This window comes from Thermomonospora cellulosilytica, assembly GCF_014138835.1.
In the GTDB taxonomy this organism is placed as follows: domain Bacteria; phylum Actinomycetota; class Actinomycetes; order Streptosporangiales; family Streptosporangiaceae; genus Thermomonospora; species Thermomonospora amylolytica.
In genome coordinates this window covers 2,566,772-2,585,430 of record NZ_JACJII010000001.1, presented here as the reverse complement: position 1 = coordinate 2,585,430, position 18,659 = coordinate 2,566,772, and the positions used below count along the sequence as shown (strand labels likewise).

Annotated in this window: 15 protein-coding genes; 6 read left to right on the top strand and 9 right to left on the bottom strand. The window is 72.4% G+C overall.

The genetic code is table 11. The features are described from left to right. Positions 1-4 precede the first annotated feature (4 nt). A complete protein-coding gene (eno, locus tag HNR21_RS12240; RefSeq protein ID WP_182705289.1) occupies positions 5-1,288 on the bottom strand; it encodes a phosphopyruvate hydratase in 1,284 nt (427 codons plus the stop codon). A 293-nt stretch (positions 1,289-1,581) separates the two neighbouring features. On the opposite strand from eno, the gene HNR21_RS12235 reads away from it, so the two are divergent. From HNR21_RS12235 to HNR21_RS12225, 3 genes are read left to right on the top strand one after another with little or no spacing between them, the layout of a single operon-like run. Next, a complete protein-coding gene (locus HNR21_RS12235; RefSeq protein WP_182705288.1) occupies positions 1,582-2,622 on the top strand; it encodes an ABC transporter substrate-binding protein in 1,041 nt (346 codons plus the stop codon). Then, complete coding sequence (locus tag HNR21_RS12230; protein ID WP_119727296.1) at positions 2,619-3,398, top strand: ABC transporter ATP-binding protein; 780 nt, start codon at positions 2,619-2,621, stop codon at positions 3,396-3,398. Before HNR21_RS12235 ends, HNR21_RS12230 begins: the two co-directional genes overlap by 4 nt. After that, a complete protein-coding gene (locus tag HNR21_RS12225; protein ID WP_182705287.1) occupies positions 3,388-4,263 on the top strand; it encodes an ABC transporter permease in 876 nt (291 codons plus the stop codon). Before HNR21_RS12230 ends, HNR21_RS12225 begins: the two co-directional genes overlap by 11 nt. A gap of 6 nt (positions 4,264-4,269) precedes the next feature. On the opposite strand, the gene HNR21_RS12220 is transcribed toward HNR21_RS12225, so the two are convergent. Further along, positions 4,270-5,367: an NAD(P)-dependent alcohol dehydrogenase gene (locus tag HNR21_RS12220; protein ID WP_182705286.1), complete on the bottom strand. Its 1,098-nt coding sequence runs from the start codon at positions 5,365-5,367 to the stop codon at positions 4,270-4,272. Next, entirely contained in the window at positions 5,364-6,134 is a 771-nt protein-coding gene (locus HNR21_RS12215; RefSeq protein WP_182705285.1) for a helical backbone metal receptor, read from the bottom strand. The genes HNR21_RS12220 and HNR21_RS12215 overlap by 4 nt, the downstream gene beginning before the upstream one ends. Before the next feature lie 49 nt (positions 6,135-6,183). Here HNR21_RS12215 and HNR21_RS12210 point away from each other — a divergent pair, with 49 nt between their 5' ends. Further along, the gene (locus HNR21_RS12210) at positions 6,184-6,630 is read left to right on the top strand and encodes a DUF4334 domain-containing protein (RefSeq protein WP_182705284.1); all 447 of its coding nucleotides are present in this window, start codon (positions 6,184-6,186) and stop codon (positions 6,628-6,630) included. Positions 6,631-6,850: 220 nt separating this feature from the next. On the opposite strand, the gene icmF is transcribed toward HNR21_RS12210, so the two are convergent. From icmF to HNR21_RS35185, 3 genes are all read right to left on the bottom strand, one after another. After that, positions 6,851-10,087 (bottom strand): fused isobutyryl-CoA mutase/GTPase IcmF, encoded by a 3,237-nt coding sequence (gene icmF / locus HNR21_RS12205; RefSeq protein ID WP_182705283.1) that lies wholly within the window; start codon positions 10,085-10,087, stop codon positions 6,851-6,853. A 69-nt stretch (positions 10,088-10,156) separates the two neighbouring features. Further along, positions 10,157-10,687, bottom strand: a complete 531-nt coding sequence (locus HNR21_RS12200; protein ID WP_182705282.1) for a MarR family winged helix-turn-helix transcriptional regulator — start codon at positions 10,685-10,687, stop codon at positions 10,157-10,159. A gap of 255 nt (positions 10,688-10,942) precedes the next feature. Beyond that, complete coding sequence (locus HNR21_RS35185; RefSeq protein WP_246442113.1) at positions 10,943-11,161, bottom strand: hypothetical protein; 219 nt, start codon at positions 11,159-11,161, stop codon at positions 10,943-10,945. A 162-nt stretch (positions 11,162-11,323) separates the two neighbouring features. Between HNR21_RS35185 and HNR21_RS12195 the strand changes: the two genes are divergently transcribed. Continuing rightward, positions 11,324-12,973: an NAD(P)/FAD-dependent oxidoreductase gene (locus HNR21_RS12195; RefSeq protein WP_312880997.1), complete on the top strand. Its 1,650-nt coding sequence runs from the start codon at positions 11,324-11,326 to the stop codon at positions 12,971-12,973. Further along, positions 12,973-14,382 carry an ATP-binding protein gene (locus HNR21_RS12190; RefSeq protein WP_119727288.1) on the top strand — a complete coding sequence of 470 codons (1,410 nt, stop codon included), beginning with the start codon at positions 12,973-12,975 and terminating at the stop codon, positions 14,380-14,382. The genes HNR21_RS12195 and HNR21_RS12190 overlap by 1 nt, the downstream gene beginning before the upstream one ends. A 91-nt stretch (positions 14,383-14,473) precedes the next feature. Here HNR21_RS12190 and HNR21_RS12185 read toward each other — a convergent pair whose 3' ends face one another. The 3 genes from HNR21_RS12185 to HNR21_RS12175 form a co-directional block, all read right to left on the bottom strand. Continuing rightward, positions 14,474-16,855, bottom strand: a complete 2,382-nt coding sequence (locus HNR21_RS12185) for a penicillin-binding protein (protein WP_157995761.1) — start codon at positions 16,853-16,855, stop codon at positions 14,474-14,476. A gap of 104 nt (positions 16,856-16,959) precedes the next feature. Beyond that, complete coding sequence (locus tag HNR21_RS12180) at positions 16,960-17,934, bottom strand: nucleoside triphosphate pyrophosphohydrolase (RefSeq protein WP_182705280.1); 975 nt, start codon at positions 17,932-17,934, stop codon at positions 16,960-16,962. Position 17,935: 1 nt separating this feature from the next. Then, positions 17,936-18,637, bottom strand: coding sequence for a SurA N-terminal domain-containing protein (locus tag HNR21_RS12175; RefSeq protein WP_182705279.1), 702 nt, complete (start codon positions 18,635-18,637; stop codon positions 17,936-17,938). Positions 18,638-18,659: the final 22 nt, after the last annotated feature.

The window sequence follows — 18,659 nt, the reverse complement described above, 5'->3', positions numbered from 1 at the left end:
GCGGTCAGCCGTTCCAGTCGAAGCGCGGGAACGCGGCGGCGCCGGCGTAGCGGGCCGCGTCGCCGAGCAGTTCCTCGATGCGCAGCAGCTGGTTGTACTTGGCGACCCGGTCGCTGCGGGCGGGGGCGCCGGTCTTGATCTGGCCGCAGTTGGTGGCCACCGCCAGGTCGGCGATGGTGGTGTCCTCGGTCTCGCCGGACCGGTGGCTCATCATGCAGCGGTAGCCGCTGGAGTGGGCCAGCGCGACCGCGTCCAGGGTCTCGGTGAGGGTGCCGATCTGGTTGACCTTGACCAGCAGGGCGTTGGCGGTGGCGGCGTCGATGCCACGGCGCAGCCGCTCGGGGTTGGTGACGAACAGGTCGTCGCCGACGAGCTGGAGCCGGTCGCCGAGCCGGTCGGTCAGCGCGCGCCAGCCGTCCCAGTCCTCCTCGTCGAGGGGGTCCTCGATGGACAGCAGCGGGTACGCGTCGGCGAGCTCGGCGTAGTAGGCGCCCATCTCCTCGGCGCTGCGCTTGCCGCCCTCGAACGCGTACACCCCGTCGGAGCAGAACTCGGTGGCGGCCACGTCCAGGGCCAGCGCGACGTCCCGGCCGGGGGTGAAGCCGGCCTGCCGGATCGCCTCCATGATCAGGTCGAGGGCGTCCCGGTTGCTGGGCAGGTCGGGGGCGAAGCCGCCCTCGTCGCCCAGGCCGGTGGCCAGTCCGCGGCCCTTGAGCACGGACTTGAGCGCGTGGTAGACCTCCGCGCCCCAGCGCAGCGCCTCGCGGAAGGTGCCCGCGCCGATCGGGGCGATCATGAACTCCTGGATGTCCACGTTGGTGTCGGCGTGCGCGCCGCCGTTCAGGATGTTCATCATCGGCACCGGCAGCAGGTGCGCGTTGGGGCCGCCGACGTAGCGGAACAGCGGCAGTTCGGCGGACTCGGCGGCGGCCTTGGCGACGGCCAGCGAGACGCCCAGGATCGCGTTGGCGCCGAGCCGGGACTTGCCCGGGGTGCCGTCCAGGTCGATCAGCCGCTGGTCGATCACCCGCTGGTCGCTGGCCAGATAGCCGACCAGCGCCTCGTCGATCTCGTCGTTGACGGCCTTGACCGCCTTCTCCACGCCCTTGCCGCCGTAGCGCTCCCCGCCGTCGCGCAGTTCCACGGCCTCGAACTGGCCGGTGGACGCGCCGGAGGGCACCGCGGCGCGGGCCTCGGTTCCGTCGTCGAGGAGCACCTCGACCTCGACGGTGGGGTTTCCACGGGAGTCGAGGATCTCCCGAGCGAACACTGCCTCGATCGAGGACACGGATCACTCCCTGGTGTCACGGCTCAGCTGGTCCGGTTCCAGAGCCTATCGGGGCCGGGGGCGGGCCGCTCCAAGGGCTCGCCGCATCGGACATTGCGGGCATGACCTGTTGCTTCCGGGGGGCGACTCCCAGACCCCCGCAGAGGGGATCAGGCGATCCTCGCTCCGCCGTGGCCGCCTGACCTCCGGCTTGACGCCACGGGTGGCCGGCCGGCAAGCGACTTGACCGGCAGGCGTCCCACCATGTCTACTTGTGAAGCCAAACAGACATGTTTAGTAGGGATACTCGCGAAATGCTACGCACGCTGAAGCGGCGCACCGCCGCCGTCGCCCTCCTGCTGTTCGCCGGCGCGGGGACGCTGACGGCATGCGGCGGCGACTCCGAGGAAGGCGGCTCCGGGCAGCTCAAGCTCGGCTTCTTCCCCAACATCACGCACGCGACCGCGCTGGTCGGGGTGGACAGGGGGATCTTCGCCAAGCATCTGGGCACCGCCCCGCAGACCGCCACCTTCAACGCGGGACCCTCGGCGGTCGAGGCCCTGTTCGCCAAGGGCGTCGACGCCACGTTCATCGGTCCCAACCCGGCCATCAACGCCTGGGCCAAGTCCAAGGGCCAGGGCATCAGGATCATCTCCGGCGCGGCCTCGGGCGGCGCGGCGCTGGTGGTCAAGCCCGAGATCAAGTCGGTGCAGGACCTCAAGGGCAAGAAGATCGCCACCCCGCAGCTCGGCAACACCCAGGACGTGGCGGCGCGCTCCTACCTCAAGTCCCAGGGCCTGACCGCCAACAAGGACGGCAGCGGCGACGTCAAGATCGTCCCGCAGGAGAACTCGCAGACCATCGAGACCTTCGAGCAGGGCACCATCGACGGCGCCTGGGTGCCCGAGCCGTTCGCCTCGCGGCTGATCCTGGAGGCCGGCGGCAAGAAGCTGGTCGACGAGAAGGACCTGTGGCCGGGCGGCAAGTTCGTGGTCACCCACCTGATCGTGCGGGCCGACTTCGCCGAGGAGAACCCCGAGACGGTGCGCAAGCTGATCGCGGCCACCGTCGAGGTCACCGACTTCATCAACGCCAACCCCGAGGAGGCCAAGAAGTCGGTCAACAACCAGCTCACCAGGCTGTCCGGCAAGCCGATCTCCGGCGAGGTGCTGGACGCGGCGTTCCAGAACATCACCTTCACCACCGACCCGGTGGCGTCCTCGCTGCTCACCGGGGCCAAGAACGCCGAGGCCGTCGGGCTGCTGGAGCCGGTGGACCTGAACGGGATCTACGACCTCACCCTGCTCAACGAGGTCCTCAAGGCAGCCGGGAAGGAGCAGGTCCAGGCGAAATGAGCGCACCCACGACCGCGGCGGTCCGGCTGGAGGGCGTGTCCAAGGCCTTCGGGTCCGGTGACGGCGCCCTGCTGGCCCTGGACAACGTGTCCCTGCAGGTCGCGCCCGGGGAGTTCGTCTGCCTGCTGGGCGCCTCCGGATGCGGCAAGAGCACCCTGCTCAACCTGGTCGCCGACCTGGACAAGGTCAGCGCCGGACGGATCGACGTGGGCGGGGCCCGGGTGGCGGTGATGTTCCAGGAGCCCGCGCTGTTCCCCTGGCTCACCGTGGCCGGGAACGTCGAACTGGCGCTGCGCCAGCGCGGCGTGCCCAAGGCCGACCGCCGCCGCCGGGCCGCCGAGCTGCTGGACTCCATGCGCCTGAGCGGCTTCGGCAGGCGCCGCCCGCACCAGCTGTCCGGCGGGATGCGGCAGCGGGTGGCGCTGGCCCGCGCGCTGGCCCTGACCGTCGACGACACCGGCGCCGGGCACACCGTGCTGCTGATGGACGAGCCGTTCGGGGCGCTGGACGCGATGACCCGCGACCTGCTGCACGACGAGATCGAACGGGTGTGGCGGGAACGCGGGCTGACCGTGCTGTTCGTCACCCACAACGTGCGCGAGGCGGTCCGGCTCGGCGACCGGGTGGTGCTGCTGAGCAGCCGCCCGGGCCGGGTGGTCGCCGAGTTCGACGTGCCGATCGAGCGGCCCCGGCGGATCGACTCCGCCGAGGTCGCCACGCTGGCCGGGCGGATCACCGACCGCCTGCGCGAGGAGGTGGGCCGTCATGGCGGTTGAGACGCGCAGGACGCCCGACGTGGACCGGCAGCTGGCCGGGCTGGACGCGCTGCAGCTGACGGCCGGGACCAGGCGCGGCCTGCCGGCCCGGCTGTGGTCGGCGGCCTGGCCGATGCTGGCCGCGGTCGCCATCGCGGTCGGCGCCTGGGAGCTGGTGGTGCTCAGCGGCTGGAAGGAGCCGTGGGTGCTGCCCGGCCCGCGCCAGGTGCTGCCGGAGTTCTGGCGGGTGGTCACCGACGGGTCGTTCTGGGCGGCGGTCGGGCTGACCATGCGGCGCGCCGCGGTCGGGTTCGCGGTGGCCATCGTGATCGGCACGGCGATCGGGGCGGTGGTGTCCCGGTCCAAGATCGCCCGGCGGGCGTTCGGATCGCTGATCACCGGGCTGCAGACGATGCCGTCGATCGCCTGGTTCCCGCTGGCCATCCTGCTGTTCCAGCTCAGCGAGTCGGCGATCCTGTTCGTGGTGGTGCTGGGCGCGGCACCGTCCATCGCCAACGGGCTGATCGCGGGCGTGGACTACACCCCGCCGATCCTGCTGCGGGCCGGCAAGGTGATGGGGCTGCGCGGCCTCGCGCTGTACCGGCACCTGATCCTGCCGGCCTCGCTGCCGTCGTTCGTGGCCGGGCTCAAGCAGGGCTGGGCGTTCGCCTGGCGCAGCCTGATGGCCGGCGAGCTGCTGGTGATCATCGGCGACACCCAGTCGGTGGGCACCCTGCTGCACTTCGCCCGCGAGCTGTCCGACACCGAACGGATGATCTCGGTGATGATCGTCATCCTGATCATCGGCGTGCTGGTGGACCAGCTGTTCGGGCTGGCCGACCGGACGCTGCGGGAGCGCTGGGGCGTGAACACCGAGACCGACTAGGACCGGTCAGGGCAGCACCAGCACCGGCTTGACCGCCTCGCCGGTGCGGGCGGCGGCGATCGCCTCGTTCACGTCGGCGAACGAGTAGGTCCGCACCAGCCGCTCCACCGGCAGGTCACCGGCCAGATGGTGCTCGATCAGCCGGGGGACGAAGCGCTGCGGGATCGCGTCGCCCTCGATGGAGCCGCGGATCCCGCGGCCCATCATCAGCATCGTCTGGTCCAGCTCGACCGGGTTGGCGCCGCCGCGGAACCCGACCGTGACGCACATGCCGGGAGCGGCCAGCGACGCCACCGCCGCCCGGACCGCCTCGGGCCGGCCGACGCACTCGACGGCGTGCTCGACGCCGCCGCCGGTCAGCTCCACGATCGTCTTCGCCGGGTCGCCCTCGGCGGGGTCCACCAGGTCGGTGGCGCCGAGGGCCTCGGCGAGCTTGCGGCGGCGCGGGTCGGGGTCCACGGCGACGATCCGCGAGCAGCCCGCGATCCCGGCCGCCATCACGGCGGCCAGGCCCACGCCGCCGGTGCCGTGGACCGCGATCGTGGAGCCCCTGCGGGGCCGCAGGACGTTCAGCACCGCCCCCGCGCCGGTCTGCACGCCGCAGCCCAGCGGCGCGAGGTATTCGAACGGCACCTCCTGAGGCACCCGCACCACGTTGCGCTCGGTGGTCAGGGAGTGGGTCGCCCAGGACGACTGGCCGAAGAAGTGCCCCCGGATCGGCGCGCCGTCCCGGGTCATGGCGGTGCTGCCGTCCAGCCGCAGCCCGGTGTAGTTGAGGGCCACCAGATTCGCGCAGTACGCCATCCGGCCCTGGCAGCAGGCCGGGCACAGGCCGCACCAGCCGAAGCTGATCACCACGTGGTCGCCGGGCTGGACCGCCTCCACGTCCTCGCCGACCGCCTCCACGACCCCCGCGCCCTCGTGGCCGGGCACCAGCGGCGGCAGCGCCGGGTCGTGGCCCGCCATGGCGACCAGGTCGGTGTGGCAGATCCCCGCCGCGACGACGCGGACCAGCACCTCGTCGGCGCGGGGCTCGGCCAGCTCGGTCTCCTCCAGCGCCGGCGGCCCGGCCGGATCGCGCAGCACGGCGGCGGTGATCTTCACGGGGCCTCCTTGGCGAGCTGGGCGCGCAGCACGTCGGGCGCGGTCACCAGCGACGGTCCGTACCAGGTCAGATGACGCCCGCTGACCAGGGCGCAGGGGATGCCGGGGAAGCTCTCGGGGCCGTCGTCGGCGGTGAACCGGTACGGCTCGTCGGGCAGCACCACCACGTCGGGCCGCGCCGCGACCAGTTCCTCCAGCGGGATCCTGGGGTAGCGCTCGGAGTGACCGGCGTACAGGTTGTCCACGCCGAGCCGGGCCAGCACGTCGCCGGCGAAGGTGTCGCGGCCCACCACCATCCACGGCCGCCGCCACACCGGGATCACCGCGCTCCGGCGGCGTTCCGGCTCCGGCTGCGCCGCCCACACCCGTTCGGCCTCCTCCAGCCACGCCGGAACGGGCAGCCCGCACGCCTCGGCGAGCATCCGCCGCAGCGAGACCAGGGCCTGGTCGAGGGTGCGGACGACGGTCACCCACACGCAGATCCCGGCCTCGCGCAGGGCGGCCAGGTCGGAGGCGCGGTTCTCCTCCTCGTTGGCCACCACCAGATCGGGGCGCAGCGCGAGGATGCGGTCCAGGTCGGGGTTCTTGGTGCCGCGCACCCGGACGACGTCCAGGCCGGCCGGATGCGTGCACCAGTCGGTGGCGCCGACCAGCAGCCCGGGATCGGTCGCGGCCACCGCCTCGGTCAGCGACGGCACCAGCGACACCACCCGCCGCACCCGGTCCGGCGGGGCCACCGCGGCCCCCGTGTCGTCGCGCAGCGCCATCCTCGTCTCCCGGTTGACCTTAAACCGAACCCGATTCTAGTGTCGGTGCATGAACGCGGAACAGCGACTCGCGAAGATCGTCGGATCCGGCCAGGAGTGCTCCCGCGACGAGGTGGACCCCCTCTTCGCCCGGCTCCAGCCGGTGACCTGCGACTTCATGCTGGGCACCTGGCGGGGCGGCCTGTTCAACGACCACGACGCCCTGGCCGGGATGCTGCTCGGCATGAACTGGTACGGCAAGCGCTTCACCGGCCCGGACCACGTCGAACCCCTGCTGTGCCGTTCCGCCGACGGCTCCCTGTACTCCTACGAGAAACTCGGCCTGGCCCGCCTCCGCGAGGTCTCCTTCCGCGGCACGGTCTCCGCCGCCATGATCTACGACCAGCGGCCCATCATCGACCACTTCCGCCGCGTCACCGACGACCTCGTCGTCGGCGCCATGGACGCCAAGGGCCAACCCGACATCCTCTACTTCCACCTCACCCGAACCCACTGAAACCCCACCCGGCCGTCCCCAAGACCTCGCACCCGACAGCCCTCCGGCCCTGCACCAAGGGTCCTGAAGGCCACCGCGAGCGGGCTCGCGTGGTCGTGAGGAGGAGCGGTTCAAGATCGCGAGGAACGAGCGATCTTGAACCGCGACGACGAACGACCACGCGTCCAAAGGCCCGCGAGCCGCCGCGCCGGAGGCGCGGCCATGAACACGCGCGGCAAAACTACACGTTCCTGCGGTACTGGCCGCCGGCCTCGAAGAGGGTCTCGGTGATCTGGCCGAGGGAGCAGACGCGGGCGGCGTCCATCAGGACGGCGAAGGCGTTCTCGCCCGACATGGCGGCCTCGCGGAGGCGGCGCAGGGCGGCGGGGGCCTCGTCGGAGTGCGCGGCGTGGAACTCGGCCAGGCGGCGCAACTGACCCTGCTTCTCCGCCTCGGTGGCGCGGGACAGCTCCAGCGGGCCGCGCCCGTCCTCGGCGCCGTCCGGCCGGGTGAAGGTGTTGACGCCGATGATCGGCAGGCTGCCGTCGTGCTTGCGCTGCTCGTACAGCATCGACTCGTCCTGGATGCGGCCCCGCTGGTAGCCGGTCTCCATCGCGCCGAGCACCCCGCCGCGCTCGCTGAGCCGCTCGAACTCGGCCAGCACGGCCTCCTCCACCAGGTCGGTCAGCTCGTCGATGATGAACGAGCCCTGGTTGGGGTTCTCGTTCCTGGCCAGGCCCCACTCCTTGTTGATGATCAGCTGGATGGCCAGGGCGCGGCGCACCGACTCCTCGGTGGGGGTGGTGATCGCCTCGTCGTAGGCGTTGGTGTGCAGGCTGTTGCAGTTGTCGTAGATGGCGATCAGGGCCTGCAGCGTGGTGCGGATGTCGTTGAAGTCCATCTCCTGGGCGTGCAGCGACCGGCCCGAGGTCTGGACGTGGTACTTGAGCTTCTGGCCGCGCTCGCTCGCGCCGTACCGCTCGCGCATGGCGATCGCCCAGATCCGGCGGGCCACCCGCCCCAGCACCGAGTACTCGGGGTCCATGCCGTTGGAGAAGAAGAACGACAGGTTGTGGGCGAAGTCGTCGATGTGCATGCCGCGCGCCAGGTACGCCTCCACGTAGGTGAAGCCGTTGGCCAGCGTGAACGCGAGCTGGGTGATGGGGTTCGCCCCGGCCTCGGCGATGTGGTAGCCGGAGATCGACACCGAGTAGAAGTTGCGGACGCCGTTGCGGACGAACCACTCCTGGATGTCGGCCATCATCCGCAGGCTGAACTCGGTGGAGAAGATGCAGGTGTTCTGGCCCTGGTCCTCCTTGAGGATGTCGGCCTGCACCGTGCCGCGCACCGTGTGCAGCACCCGGGCGCGCAGGGTGGCGGCCTCCTCCTCGCTCGGCGGGCGGCCGTTCTCGGCGGTGAACCGGTCGACGGCCTGGTCGATCGCGGTGTTGAGGAAGAACGCCAGGATCGTCGGGGCCGGCCCGTTGATCGTCATCGACACCGAGGTGGTCGGGGCGCTCAGGTCGAACCCGTCGTAGAGCGCCTTCATGTCCTCCAGCGTCGCGATCGACACCCCGGACGTGCCGATCTTGCCGTAGATGTCGGGGCGTTCGGCCGGGTCGTGGCCGTAGAGGGTGACCGAGTCGAACGCGGTGGACAGCCGCGCCGCCGGCATCCCCTCCGACAGCCTCTTGAACCGCCGGTTGGTGCGGTACGCGTCGCCCTCCCCGGCGAACATCCGGGTCGGGTCCTCGTCGGCCCGCTTGAACGGGAACACCCCGGCGGTGAACGGGAAGAAGCCCGGCAGGTTCTCCGACCGCAGGAAGCGCAGCAGGTCGCCGTCGTCGGACAGCCTCGGCAGCGCCACCCGCGGGATGCGGCTGCCCGACAGGGTCTCCCGCCACAGCGGGGTGTGGATCTCCTTGTCGCGGACCCGGACCACCAGTTCGTCGCGGGAGTAGTCGTCGCGGATGTGCGGCCAGCGCTCCAGCAGGGTGCGGGCCTCCTCGCCGATCCGCTCCTCGGTCTCGGCGAGCAGCCGGTCCAGGTCGGCGGTGCTCCCGCCGCTGGCGGCGACCAGCTCGCGGGCGGTCCGCAGCCGCTGGCGGCGGCGCACCAGCTCGGCCTGCGCGGCGGTCTCGGCGTGGTAGTCCCGCACGGTGCGGGCGATCTCGGCCAGGTAGCCGGAACGCTCCGGCGGGATGATCGCCTGGATCTTCGACGACACCTTGGCCGTCACCCGGGGCAGCGCGCCGGGCGCGTACGGCAGGCCGTGGTCGGCGAGCCGTTCGCGCAGCTCCTGGTAGAGGGCGGTGACCCCGTCGTCGTTGAAGCGGGCGGCGATGGTGCCGAACACCGGCATGTCCTCCGGCTTGGCCCCGAACGCCTCCCGGTTGCGCACGAGCTGGCGGCGCACGTCGCGCAGCGCGTCCTCGGCGCCGCGCCGTTCGAACTTGTTGATCGCCACCGCGTCGGCGAAGTCCAGCATGTCGATCTTCTCGAGCTGGGAGGCCGCGCCGAACTCCGGCGTCATCACGTACAGCCTGACGTCGGCGTACGGCACGATCGCGGCGTCGCCCTGGCCGATGCCCGGGGTCTCCACGATCACCAGGTCGTGCCCGGCGGCCTTGCACGCGGCGATCACGTCGGGCAGGTGCTCGGGCAGCTCGTGGGCGCCCCGGGTGGCCAGCGAGCGGAAGTAGACGGTGTGGCCGTCCAGGGAGTTCATCCGGATCCGGTCGCCCAGCAGCGCCCCGCCGCTGCGGCGCCGGGTCGGGTCGATGGCGATCACCGCGATCCGCAGCTTGTCCTCGGTGTCCAGCCGGAACCGGCGCACCAGCTCGTCGGTCAGCGAGGACTTGCCCGACCCGCCGGTCCCGGTGATCCCCAGCACCGGCACCTGGCGGCGGCCGGCGGCCTCCCGGACCGCCCGCAGGTCGTCCTCGCTCGCCTTCCCCGCCTCGATGACCGTGATGGCCCGCGCCAGCGCCCGTACGTCGCCCGTGGTCAGCGCCTCGCCGAACGCCTCGCCGGGCTGCGCCGCAAGGTCCACGTCGCAGGCGGCGATCATCGTGTTGATCATCCCGGCCAGCCCGAGCCGCTGCCCGTCCTCGGGCGAGAAGATCCGCGCCACCCCGTGCCGGTGCAGCTCCTCGATCTCCTCGGGCACGATCACGCCGCCGCCCCCGCCGTACACCTTGACGTGCCCGGCGCCGCGCTCGGCCAGCAGGTCCACCAGGTAGCGGAAGAACTCGACATGGCCGCCCTGGTAGGAGCTGATCGCCACGCCCTGCACGTCCTCCTGGATCGCCGCCTCGACGATCTCGGCGACCGAGCGGTTGTGCCCCAGGTGGATCACCTCGGCGCCCTGCGACTGCAGGATCCGCCGCATGATGTTGATCGCCGCGTCGTGGCCGTCGAACAGCGCCGCCGCGGTGACGAACCGGACATGGTGCTCAGGACGGTGCAGGGTACCCATGTCCAAAATAGTAGGACGTCCAACTATCTGCCGTCCACACAACGAGGGGCCGAAAAGGCAAAGAAGACGTCAGCCCGCCGGGCTGGCCCACGGATCGGCGACCTCGGGCCCGAAGTCCCCGGCCGCCCGCCGGATCCCGCGCAGCAGCCCGCTGAGGCGCACCGCGTCCTGCTCCGACAGCGCGCCCAGCCCGAACGAGATCCCGTTCAGCACCTCGGTGGCCTCCACCGCCACCTTGTGCCCCCGTTCGCTGATCTCCGCCAGCACCCGCCGCCGGTCCGCCGGATCCGGCACCCGCCGCACCAGCCCCGCCGCCTGCAGCCGGTCGATCGTGTTGGTGATGCTGGTCGGATGCACCATCAGCCGCTCGCCCATCTTCCCCAGCGGCAGCCGCCCGGCCCGGCTGAAGTGCAGCAGCACCAGCGCCTCGTAACTGGCGAACGTCAGCCCGTACGGCTTGAGCGCCCGCTCCACCTCCCCCAGCAGGATCTGCTGCACCCGCATCACCGAGGTGATCGCCGCCATGTGCTCAGCATGTTCGGGCCACCGGCGCAGCCACTGCCGGCGGGCTTCCGCGATCGGATCCAAGGGGGCTGTCATCACCGGTCACCGTACAGCCCCCAACAGATGATCGTCCGGGGGTCTGGGGGCGGAGCCCCCAGAGCTTCCACGGCACCCCGGGACCGCCCGATCCTCAGTCGGCCGGAGCGGAGCCCCCAGGCGGAGCTCCGGACGGCTGAGCGCGGTCCGGGCACCGCAGCCGACGCCGCTGGAGCGAGCCGCCAGGCGAGCGGAAGCGGCGGCGAGGATGCCCGGATCCGCGTGCGGGGGTGTGGGGGTCTCCCCCCACAAGGATCACGCCTCCCCGAGTCGGGCCCTGAGGCGGTCCCGGGCGGCCTCCAGGTTGGCGATCATCGTGGCCTGTTCCTCACGGGCGGCCAGGTCCTCGCCGGCGTCGCCGAAGTCCTGGGGCTCGCCGGTGGGGGCGCCGCGCTGGGCGCGCAGGGCGGCCAGGTCGATCTCGATCTCGTGCAGCCGGGCGCGAAGACGATCGGTGTCGTCGGCGGCGCTCATGGTGGTCGTCCCCCGTTCTGGCGATACCTGGTGCAGGTGTGGCGTTCCCTGCAGGAACGCGGTCAATCGGGGGGTCGGAGCCGGTACGGGGGGCATGCCGATCCCCGTCGCACCCCGTACGCTGCGATCGGGACAGGGCGGGACGGAGGGGAAGGGGACCAGGTGTCCAAACCGGTGATCCTGACGGTGGACGACGATCCCGGGGTGTCCCGGGCCGTCGCGAGGGACCTGCGCCGCCGGTACGCCGAGTCGTACCGGATCGTGCGGGCCGAGTCGGGACCGCAGGCGCTGGAGACGCTGAAGGAGATGCGGCTGCGCGGGGACGAGGCGGCGGTGCTGGTCGCCGACCACCGGATGCCGGAGATGACCGGGGTGGAGTTCCTGGAGCAGGCGATGGACCTGTATCCGTTCGCCCGCCGGGTGCTGCTGACCGCCTACGCCGACACCGACGCGGCGATCCGCGCGATCAACGTGGTGGACCTGGACCACTACCTGCTCAAGCCGTGGAACCCGCCGGAGGAGAAGTTCTATCCGGTGATCGACGCGCAACTGGACGCCTGGCTGCGGCAGGACCGGGAGCGACCCGAGGAACTGCGGGTGATCGGGCACCGCTGGTCGGCCCGGTCGTACGAGATCCGCGACTTCCTGGCGCGCAACCAGGTGCCGTACACGTGGATGCTGGACGAGGACCCCGAGGCCGCCCCGCTGCTGGCGGCGGCCGGGGGCGGCTGCCGGCTGCCGCTGGTGGTGACCTCGGACGGCACCATCCTGCAGGCCCCGGCGGACGCGGAACTGGCCGCCGCGGTGGGCCTGTCCACCACGCCGGACGCCGACTTCTACGACCTGGTGGTGGTCGGCGGCGGGCCGGGCGGGCTGGGCGCGGCCGTGTACGGGGCGTCGGAGGGGCTGCGGACCCTGCTGGTGGAACGGCACGCCACCGGCGGCCAGGCCGGGCAGAGCTCGCGGATCGAGAACTACCTGGGCTTCCCCGACGGGGTGTCCGGCTCCCAGCTGGCCGACCGGGCCCGGCGGCAGGCGGTCAAGTTCGGGGCCGAGCTGCTGACCGCCTGCCCCATCACCGGCCTGGAGGCGCGCGGGCGGGCGCGGGTGGTGCGGCTGGCGGACGGGCGGGAGATCGCCGCGCACGCGGTGATCCTGGCGATGGGCGTCAGCTACCGCCGGCTGACCGCCCCCGGCCTGGAGGACCTGGTCGGCCGGGGCGTCTACTACGGGGCGGCGCTGACCGAGGCGCCGGCGTGCGCCGGGCAGGAGGTCTACGTGGTCGGCGGGGCCAACTCCGCCGAGCAGGCCGCCGTCCACCTGGCCAGGTCCGCCAAGAAGGTGCACATCCTGATCCGCTCCGAGGGCCTGGAGAAGTCGATGTCGCACTACCTGATCCAGCAGATCGAGGGCATCGACGACATCGAGGTGCACCCGCACACCGAGGTCGCCGCCGCCGAGGGCGGGGACCATCTGGAACGGCTGGTGCTGCGCACCCCCGAGGGCGAGCGCACGGTCGACGCCCAGTACCTGTTCGTCTTCATCGGCGCGCAGCCGCACACCGAGTGGCTGGAGGGCGTGGTGGAACGGGACGAGCGCGGCTTCGTCCTGACCGGCCCGGACCTGGTGGCCGGGGGCCGCCGTCCCGCGGGCTGGCCGCTGCACCGCCAGCCGTACCACCTGGAGACCAGCATGCCGGGCGTGTTCGCGGCCGGGGACGTACGGGCCGAGTCGATGAAACGGGTGGCCTCGGCGGTCGGGGACGGGGCGATGGCCGTCGCGCTGGTGCACCGCTATCTGGAGAAGGCGTGATGGGCACGAAGATCGCGATCGACGAGCTGCGCCCGCTGTTCCTGTTCGAGGGGCTGACCGACGAGCAGCTGGGGGTGCTGGCCGAGTACGGCCGCGTCCACGAGTACGAGCCCGACAGCGAGGTGTGCCGCCAGGGCGACCCCGCCGAGTACCTGTACGTGCTGCTGGACGGCGAGATCGCGCTGACCAAGAACGTCCAGGGCCACGAGGTGGAGCTGACCCGCGGCAGCCGGCCCGGAGTGTACGGCGGCGCCACCCAGGCGTACCTGGGCGACCGGATCGAGCAGCGCTACCAGAACACGCTGCGGACGCTGGCCCGCACCAGGCTGTTCGCGCTGCCGGCCCGCAAGTTCGCGCACATCGTCGCCGCGTGGTTCCCGATGGGCCGGCATCTGCTGGAGGGCCTGTTCTTCGGCATGAGCAACGCCAAGCAGCTCGTCGACCAGCGGGAACGGCTGACCGCGCTGGGCACCATCACCGCCGGGCTCACCCACGAGCTCAACAACCCCGCCGCGGCGGCCGCCCGCGCCAACGCCGAGCTGGGCGACCGGATGATCTCCGCGCAGCAGCTGCTGGCCAAGCTGGCCGTGCGCGGGGTGGACTGCCACCGGCTCAGCGAGCTGGTGATGGCCCCCGAAAGGCTCGCCAAGCGCGCCGCGCAGGCCGCCTCCCGCACCCCGTTGCAGGTCAGCGACGCCGAGGACGAGCTGGGCGAACGGCTGGACTCGCTCGGCGTCCAGGACGCGTGGGAGCTGGCCCCGATCCTGGTGTCGGCGGGTTTCGAACCCGCCGACATCGACGAGGTGAACACCCTGGTCGGCGCCGAGCACCTGCCGCTGGCGCTGCGCTGGCTGGCGGTGGCGCTGGAGGTCGGCCAGCTCCAGGAGGAGATCACCGACGCGCTCACCCGGATCACCGCGCTGCTCGGCTCGGCCCGCCAGTACTCCCAGCTCGACCGCGCCGCCAACCGCCCGGTCGACCTGCGGGAGCTGCTGGACAGCACGCTGACCATGATGAAGCGCAAGATCGGCGACGGGGTGCGGGTGCGGACCTCCTACGACCCGGACCTGCCGCAGATCACCGTGTACGCGGCCGAGCTGAACCAGGTGTGGACCAACCTGATCGACAACGCCCTGTACGCGATGGGCGGGTCGGGCACGCTGACGGTCCGCACCGCCCGGGAGGGCGACCGGGCGCTGGTGGAGATCGCCGACACCGGCCCGGGGATCCCCGAGGAGAACCTGGAGCGGATCTTCACCCCGTTCTTCACCACCAAGCCGGTCGGCGAGGGCACCGGGCTGGGCCTGGACATCTCCTGGCGGATCGTGGTGGACCGGCACGGCGGCGACATCCGGGTCGAGTCCCGCCCCGGCGACACCCGCTTCCAGGTGCTGCTCCCGATCTCCTAGCCGGGTCAGGCGACCGCAGCGGAGCTCTGCGGAGCGAGGATCGCCTGACCCGCCCTTCGGGGTCTGGGGGTCGCCCCCCCAGAACAACGGGTCAGTCGGGGATCGGCGGGTCCTCGGGTCCGTCCGGGAACGGGAACGGGTCCCGCGGTTCGTCGGGGAATGCGTCCTCGGGGACGTCCTCCTCGGGCCGCCCGCTGCTGGGCCGGATCGTCACGGTCGTGCCGGGCTCGTGCGCGGTGCCCGGCCCGGGCTCGATCTCGGCGACCCGGCCCTCGGGCACGGTGGAGTCGACCTCGTCGCCGACGTCCACGGTGAACCCGGCGGCGCGCAGCCGGGCGATGGCGGCCGACAGCCGCATCCCGCGCACGTCCGGGACCCTGATCCGGTCCTCGCCGCTGCCCCGGCTGAAGTACCGGGAGGGCGGCCGGTGGAAGGCGCTCGCGGCACGGCCCGACAGCGCACCGATCATGCTGTCGTGCCAGATCGGGGCGGGGATGGTGGCGCCGAACACCGGCCCGTAGCAGCGGCCGTCCATGCACAGGCTGGACATCGGGTACTTGTAGCCGCCGCGCGGGTCGCCGACCCACACCGCCGCCGCCAGTTCCGGGGTGTAACCGGCGAACCAGGCGGCCGAGTAGTCGTCGACGGTGCCGGTCTTGCCCGCCGCCGGCCGGCCGATGCCCAGCCCGCGGGCGGTGCCGCGGGTCAGCACGCCCTGCAGCACGTAGTTGACGGCGTCGGCGACGCCCTCGTCCATCACCTGCTTGCAGTCGGCGGACGGCACCTTCAGCTTCCTGCCGCTGCTGTGGGTGATGGAGGTGATGGCGATCGGCTTGCAGTACTCGCCGCGGGCGGCGAACGCGGCGTAGGCGGCGGCCAGCCGCAGCGGCGACACGGTGTTGGCGCCGAGCGTGAACGAGGGGACCTGCTCCAGCGGCTTGCCGTCGGCCCGCTTCATGCCGAGCCGTTCGGCCATCTCCACGGTGTCGCACAGCCCCACCTCGCGCTGCAGCGCCAGGAAGAACGTGTTGACCGAGTGGTGGGTGCCGGTGACCAGGCTGAAGCTGCGCCCGCCCTCGCTCTCGGCGGAGTTGCGCAGGCCGACGGAGGGGTCGCCGACCGACTCCCCGTCGCAGTTCTCGTAGCCGGTGGGGGTGAACCGGTGCGGCGCCATCAGCCGGGTGCCGAACGGCATGCCCTCCTCCAGCGCCGCCGCCAGCGTGAACGCCTTGAAGGTGGACCCGGCCTGCATGCCGATGCTGGAGCCGTGGCTGGCGTCGGCGGCGAAGTTGATCCAGGTCTTGCCGCGTTCGGAGTTGGGGCCGAGCTTGCGGTCGACCACCATCCCCTTGATCTTTCCGGTGCCCGGTTCGATGAGTACCTCGGCGGCGGCCTTGCCGGCGGAGTTCTTCGGCGGCACATGCCGGTCGACGGCGCGCTGCGCGGCCCGCTGGGTCTGCGGGTCCAGCGTGGTGCGGATGGTCAGCCCGCCCTGTTTGAGCAGGCGCTCGCGTTCCTTGGCGGTCCTGCCGAACACCGGGTTGGTGAGGATCTCCCGCTGCACGTAGTCGCAGAAGAACGGGGCCCTGCTCTCGGTGCAGCCGTTGGGGGTCTCGGTGATGTCCAGCTCGATCGGGTCGGCGGCGGCCCGGCGGGCCTGCTCCTGCTCGATCCAGCCCAGCTCGACCATCCGGTTCAGCACCAGGTCGCGGCGCTTGCGGGCGGTGCCGGGGTGCAGCCGGGGGTTGTAGGCGTTGGGGTTGCGCACGACGCCGGCGAGGGTGGCGGCCTCGGCCAGGTCCAGGTCCTCGGCGGACTTGGAGAAGTAGCGGCGGGCGGCGGCCTCGATCCCGTACGCCCCGTCCCCGAAGTAGGCGATGTTGAGGTAGCGCCGCAGGATCTCGTCCTTGGACAGCCGCTTCTCCAGCGCCACCGCGTACCGCAGCTCGTTGATCTTGCGGGCGGGGGTGACCTCCAGCGCCCGGCGCTGCTCGGCCTCGGTGTCGGCCTGTTCCAGCAGCAGGTTCTTGACGTACTGCTGGGTGATGCCGGAGCCGCCCTGGGTGACCTCGCCGGAGTTCAGGTTGCTGACCAGCGCCCGCAGGGTGCCGCGGGTGTCCAGCGCGCCGTGCTCGTAGAACCGGCTGTCCTCGATGGCCAGCACCGCCTTGCGGGCGATCGGCGCGACCTGGTCGAGGCGCACCTCGACGCGGTTCTGGTAGTAGAACGTGGCGATGGTGGACCCGTCGGCGGCCAGGATCCGCGACCGCTGCGGCGACGGCGTCAGGCTGAGACCGGCCGGCTCCCGCTGGAACCAGTCGGCCCCGTCCCGCGCGCTCACCCCGGCGGTGCCGACCAGCGGCAACGCCAGCAGCGCCACCAGCACCCCGGCCAGCGCGCCCATGCCGACCAGCCCGCGCACCGCCTGGGCGGCGGTGGCGCGCCGGTCGCTGTCGAACGATCGTGGCGGCACGCCCTGATCGTAGACCGGACGAAACCCCCGCCCCTAGCACCCCCACCGATACCCTCGCGGCCGGCGACCGCTCACAACGGGGCGTCCGCGGCGTCCGGGCGCCGTCAGCCGCGGTCGCGGGACTCCCAGGCGCGGATGCGGGCGGCGTACTCGCGGGCGACGGCGCGCAGCGCGGCCTCGGGGTCGGTTCCGTTCCGCTGGGCGCGGCGGGCCAGCGCGAACAGTTCGGCGCCGACGCCCTCGCCGAGATCGGCGTGCAGGTCCTCGGGGGCGTCGGCGCGGGCGGCCCGGCGGCAGAGCTGGGCGGCCAGGGACAGGGCGGGCTGGCCCATCGCGACCCCGTCCAGGACGGAGGGCCTGCCGCCCTTGGCGGCGCGTTCGGCCTGCTTGATCTGCTCCCAGTTGGCGTTGACCTCGTCGGCGTCGGCGACCGACACGTCGCCGAACACGTGCGGATGGCGGCGCACCAGCTTGTCGACGATCCCGGCGGCCACGTCGTCGATGGTGAAGCGGGTCTCGTCGGTGCGCTCCTCGGCCACCCGGGCGTGGAACGCCACCTGCATCAGCACGTCGCCGAGCTCCTCGCGCAGAGCCGCGTAGTCGCCGTCCTCGACGGTGTCGGCGAGCTCGTACGCCTCCTCCAGCAGGTAGGGCACGAGGGTGGCGTGGGTCTGCTTGCGGTCCCACGGGCACTCGCGGCGCAGCGTGTCCATCACCGACACCAGGTCCAGCAGCCGCGCCCCCGGCAGGTCGTAGGACCCGTGCAGGACCTCCACGTCCACCGGGTCCGGCGCGTTCACCACCAGCTCCCCGACCCGGCGCATCAGCGGCTCGTCGCCGTCGGGGTCGGCCACCCACACCACCGTGCCGGAGGCGGCGGCCGCCACCAGCTCGGCGGCCAGCTCGGGCACCTCCCGGTCGGCGACCTCCACCGCGACGCCGGCCTCCCGCAGGTACGGCAGCTGCGGCTGGCCGGAGCGGGCCAGCACCCGGTCCGCCGAGCGCAGCGCCTGCCACGCCCGCCAGCTCAGCAGGCCCGCCGCCACCCGGTGGGTGGTCGCCAGCATGATCAGAGCCATGTCAGCCCGCGTCCCCCGGCAGTTCCCCGGTGCCGGTCTCGCCGCGCGACAGCCTGGGGACGGTGGGCATGACGGCCAGCCGGGATCCGTCGAACATCCGGGACACGTCGAACGCGCCGCCGTAGCGGGGGTTGATCCGGACGTCCAGCCGCCGGACGGCGTCGGCGTAGAGCCGCATCGTCTGCTGCTTGGCCTGCTCGAGGCGGTCGCGGGTGGCGCCCGGGCCGAAGCCGTGCCGCATCAGCACCGTCTGCAGGATCACCTCGTGGCGGGCCAGGTCCCGGGCGTGGCGCTCGGGAAGCCCGCTGGCCAGCGTGATGGACTCGGCCCGCTCCAGCCCGCCGGCCTGCTCGATCAGCCCGTCGATCTGGCCCGGGGAGACGGCGATCCGCTCGGCGCGGGCCACCTCGTCCGACAGCCGGATCATCACCAGCCTGGTCAGCGCCTCGCGGAGCTGCGAGTCGGACACCGCGTCCATCGGCAGCCGCTGGTCGGGGGCCAGCGCGCCGGCGCGCCGCATGTTGGCCTCGGGGTCGGCGCGGAACTGCTCGTTCCACTCCTGCACGGTGCGGTGCAGCGCGGCCGTGGTGATCCGCTCGTCCCCGATGATGGCCGCCGAGCCCATCTTCGTCGGCTGGCAGCCGGTCAGCACGAGGACGGCGGCCCCGGCGGCCAGCGCCGTCTTGACAGCGGTACGGAACACGGGGCTCCCATCGTCGAAGATC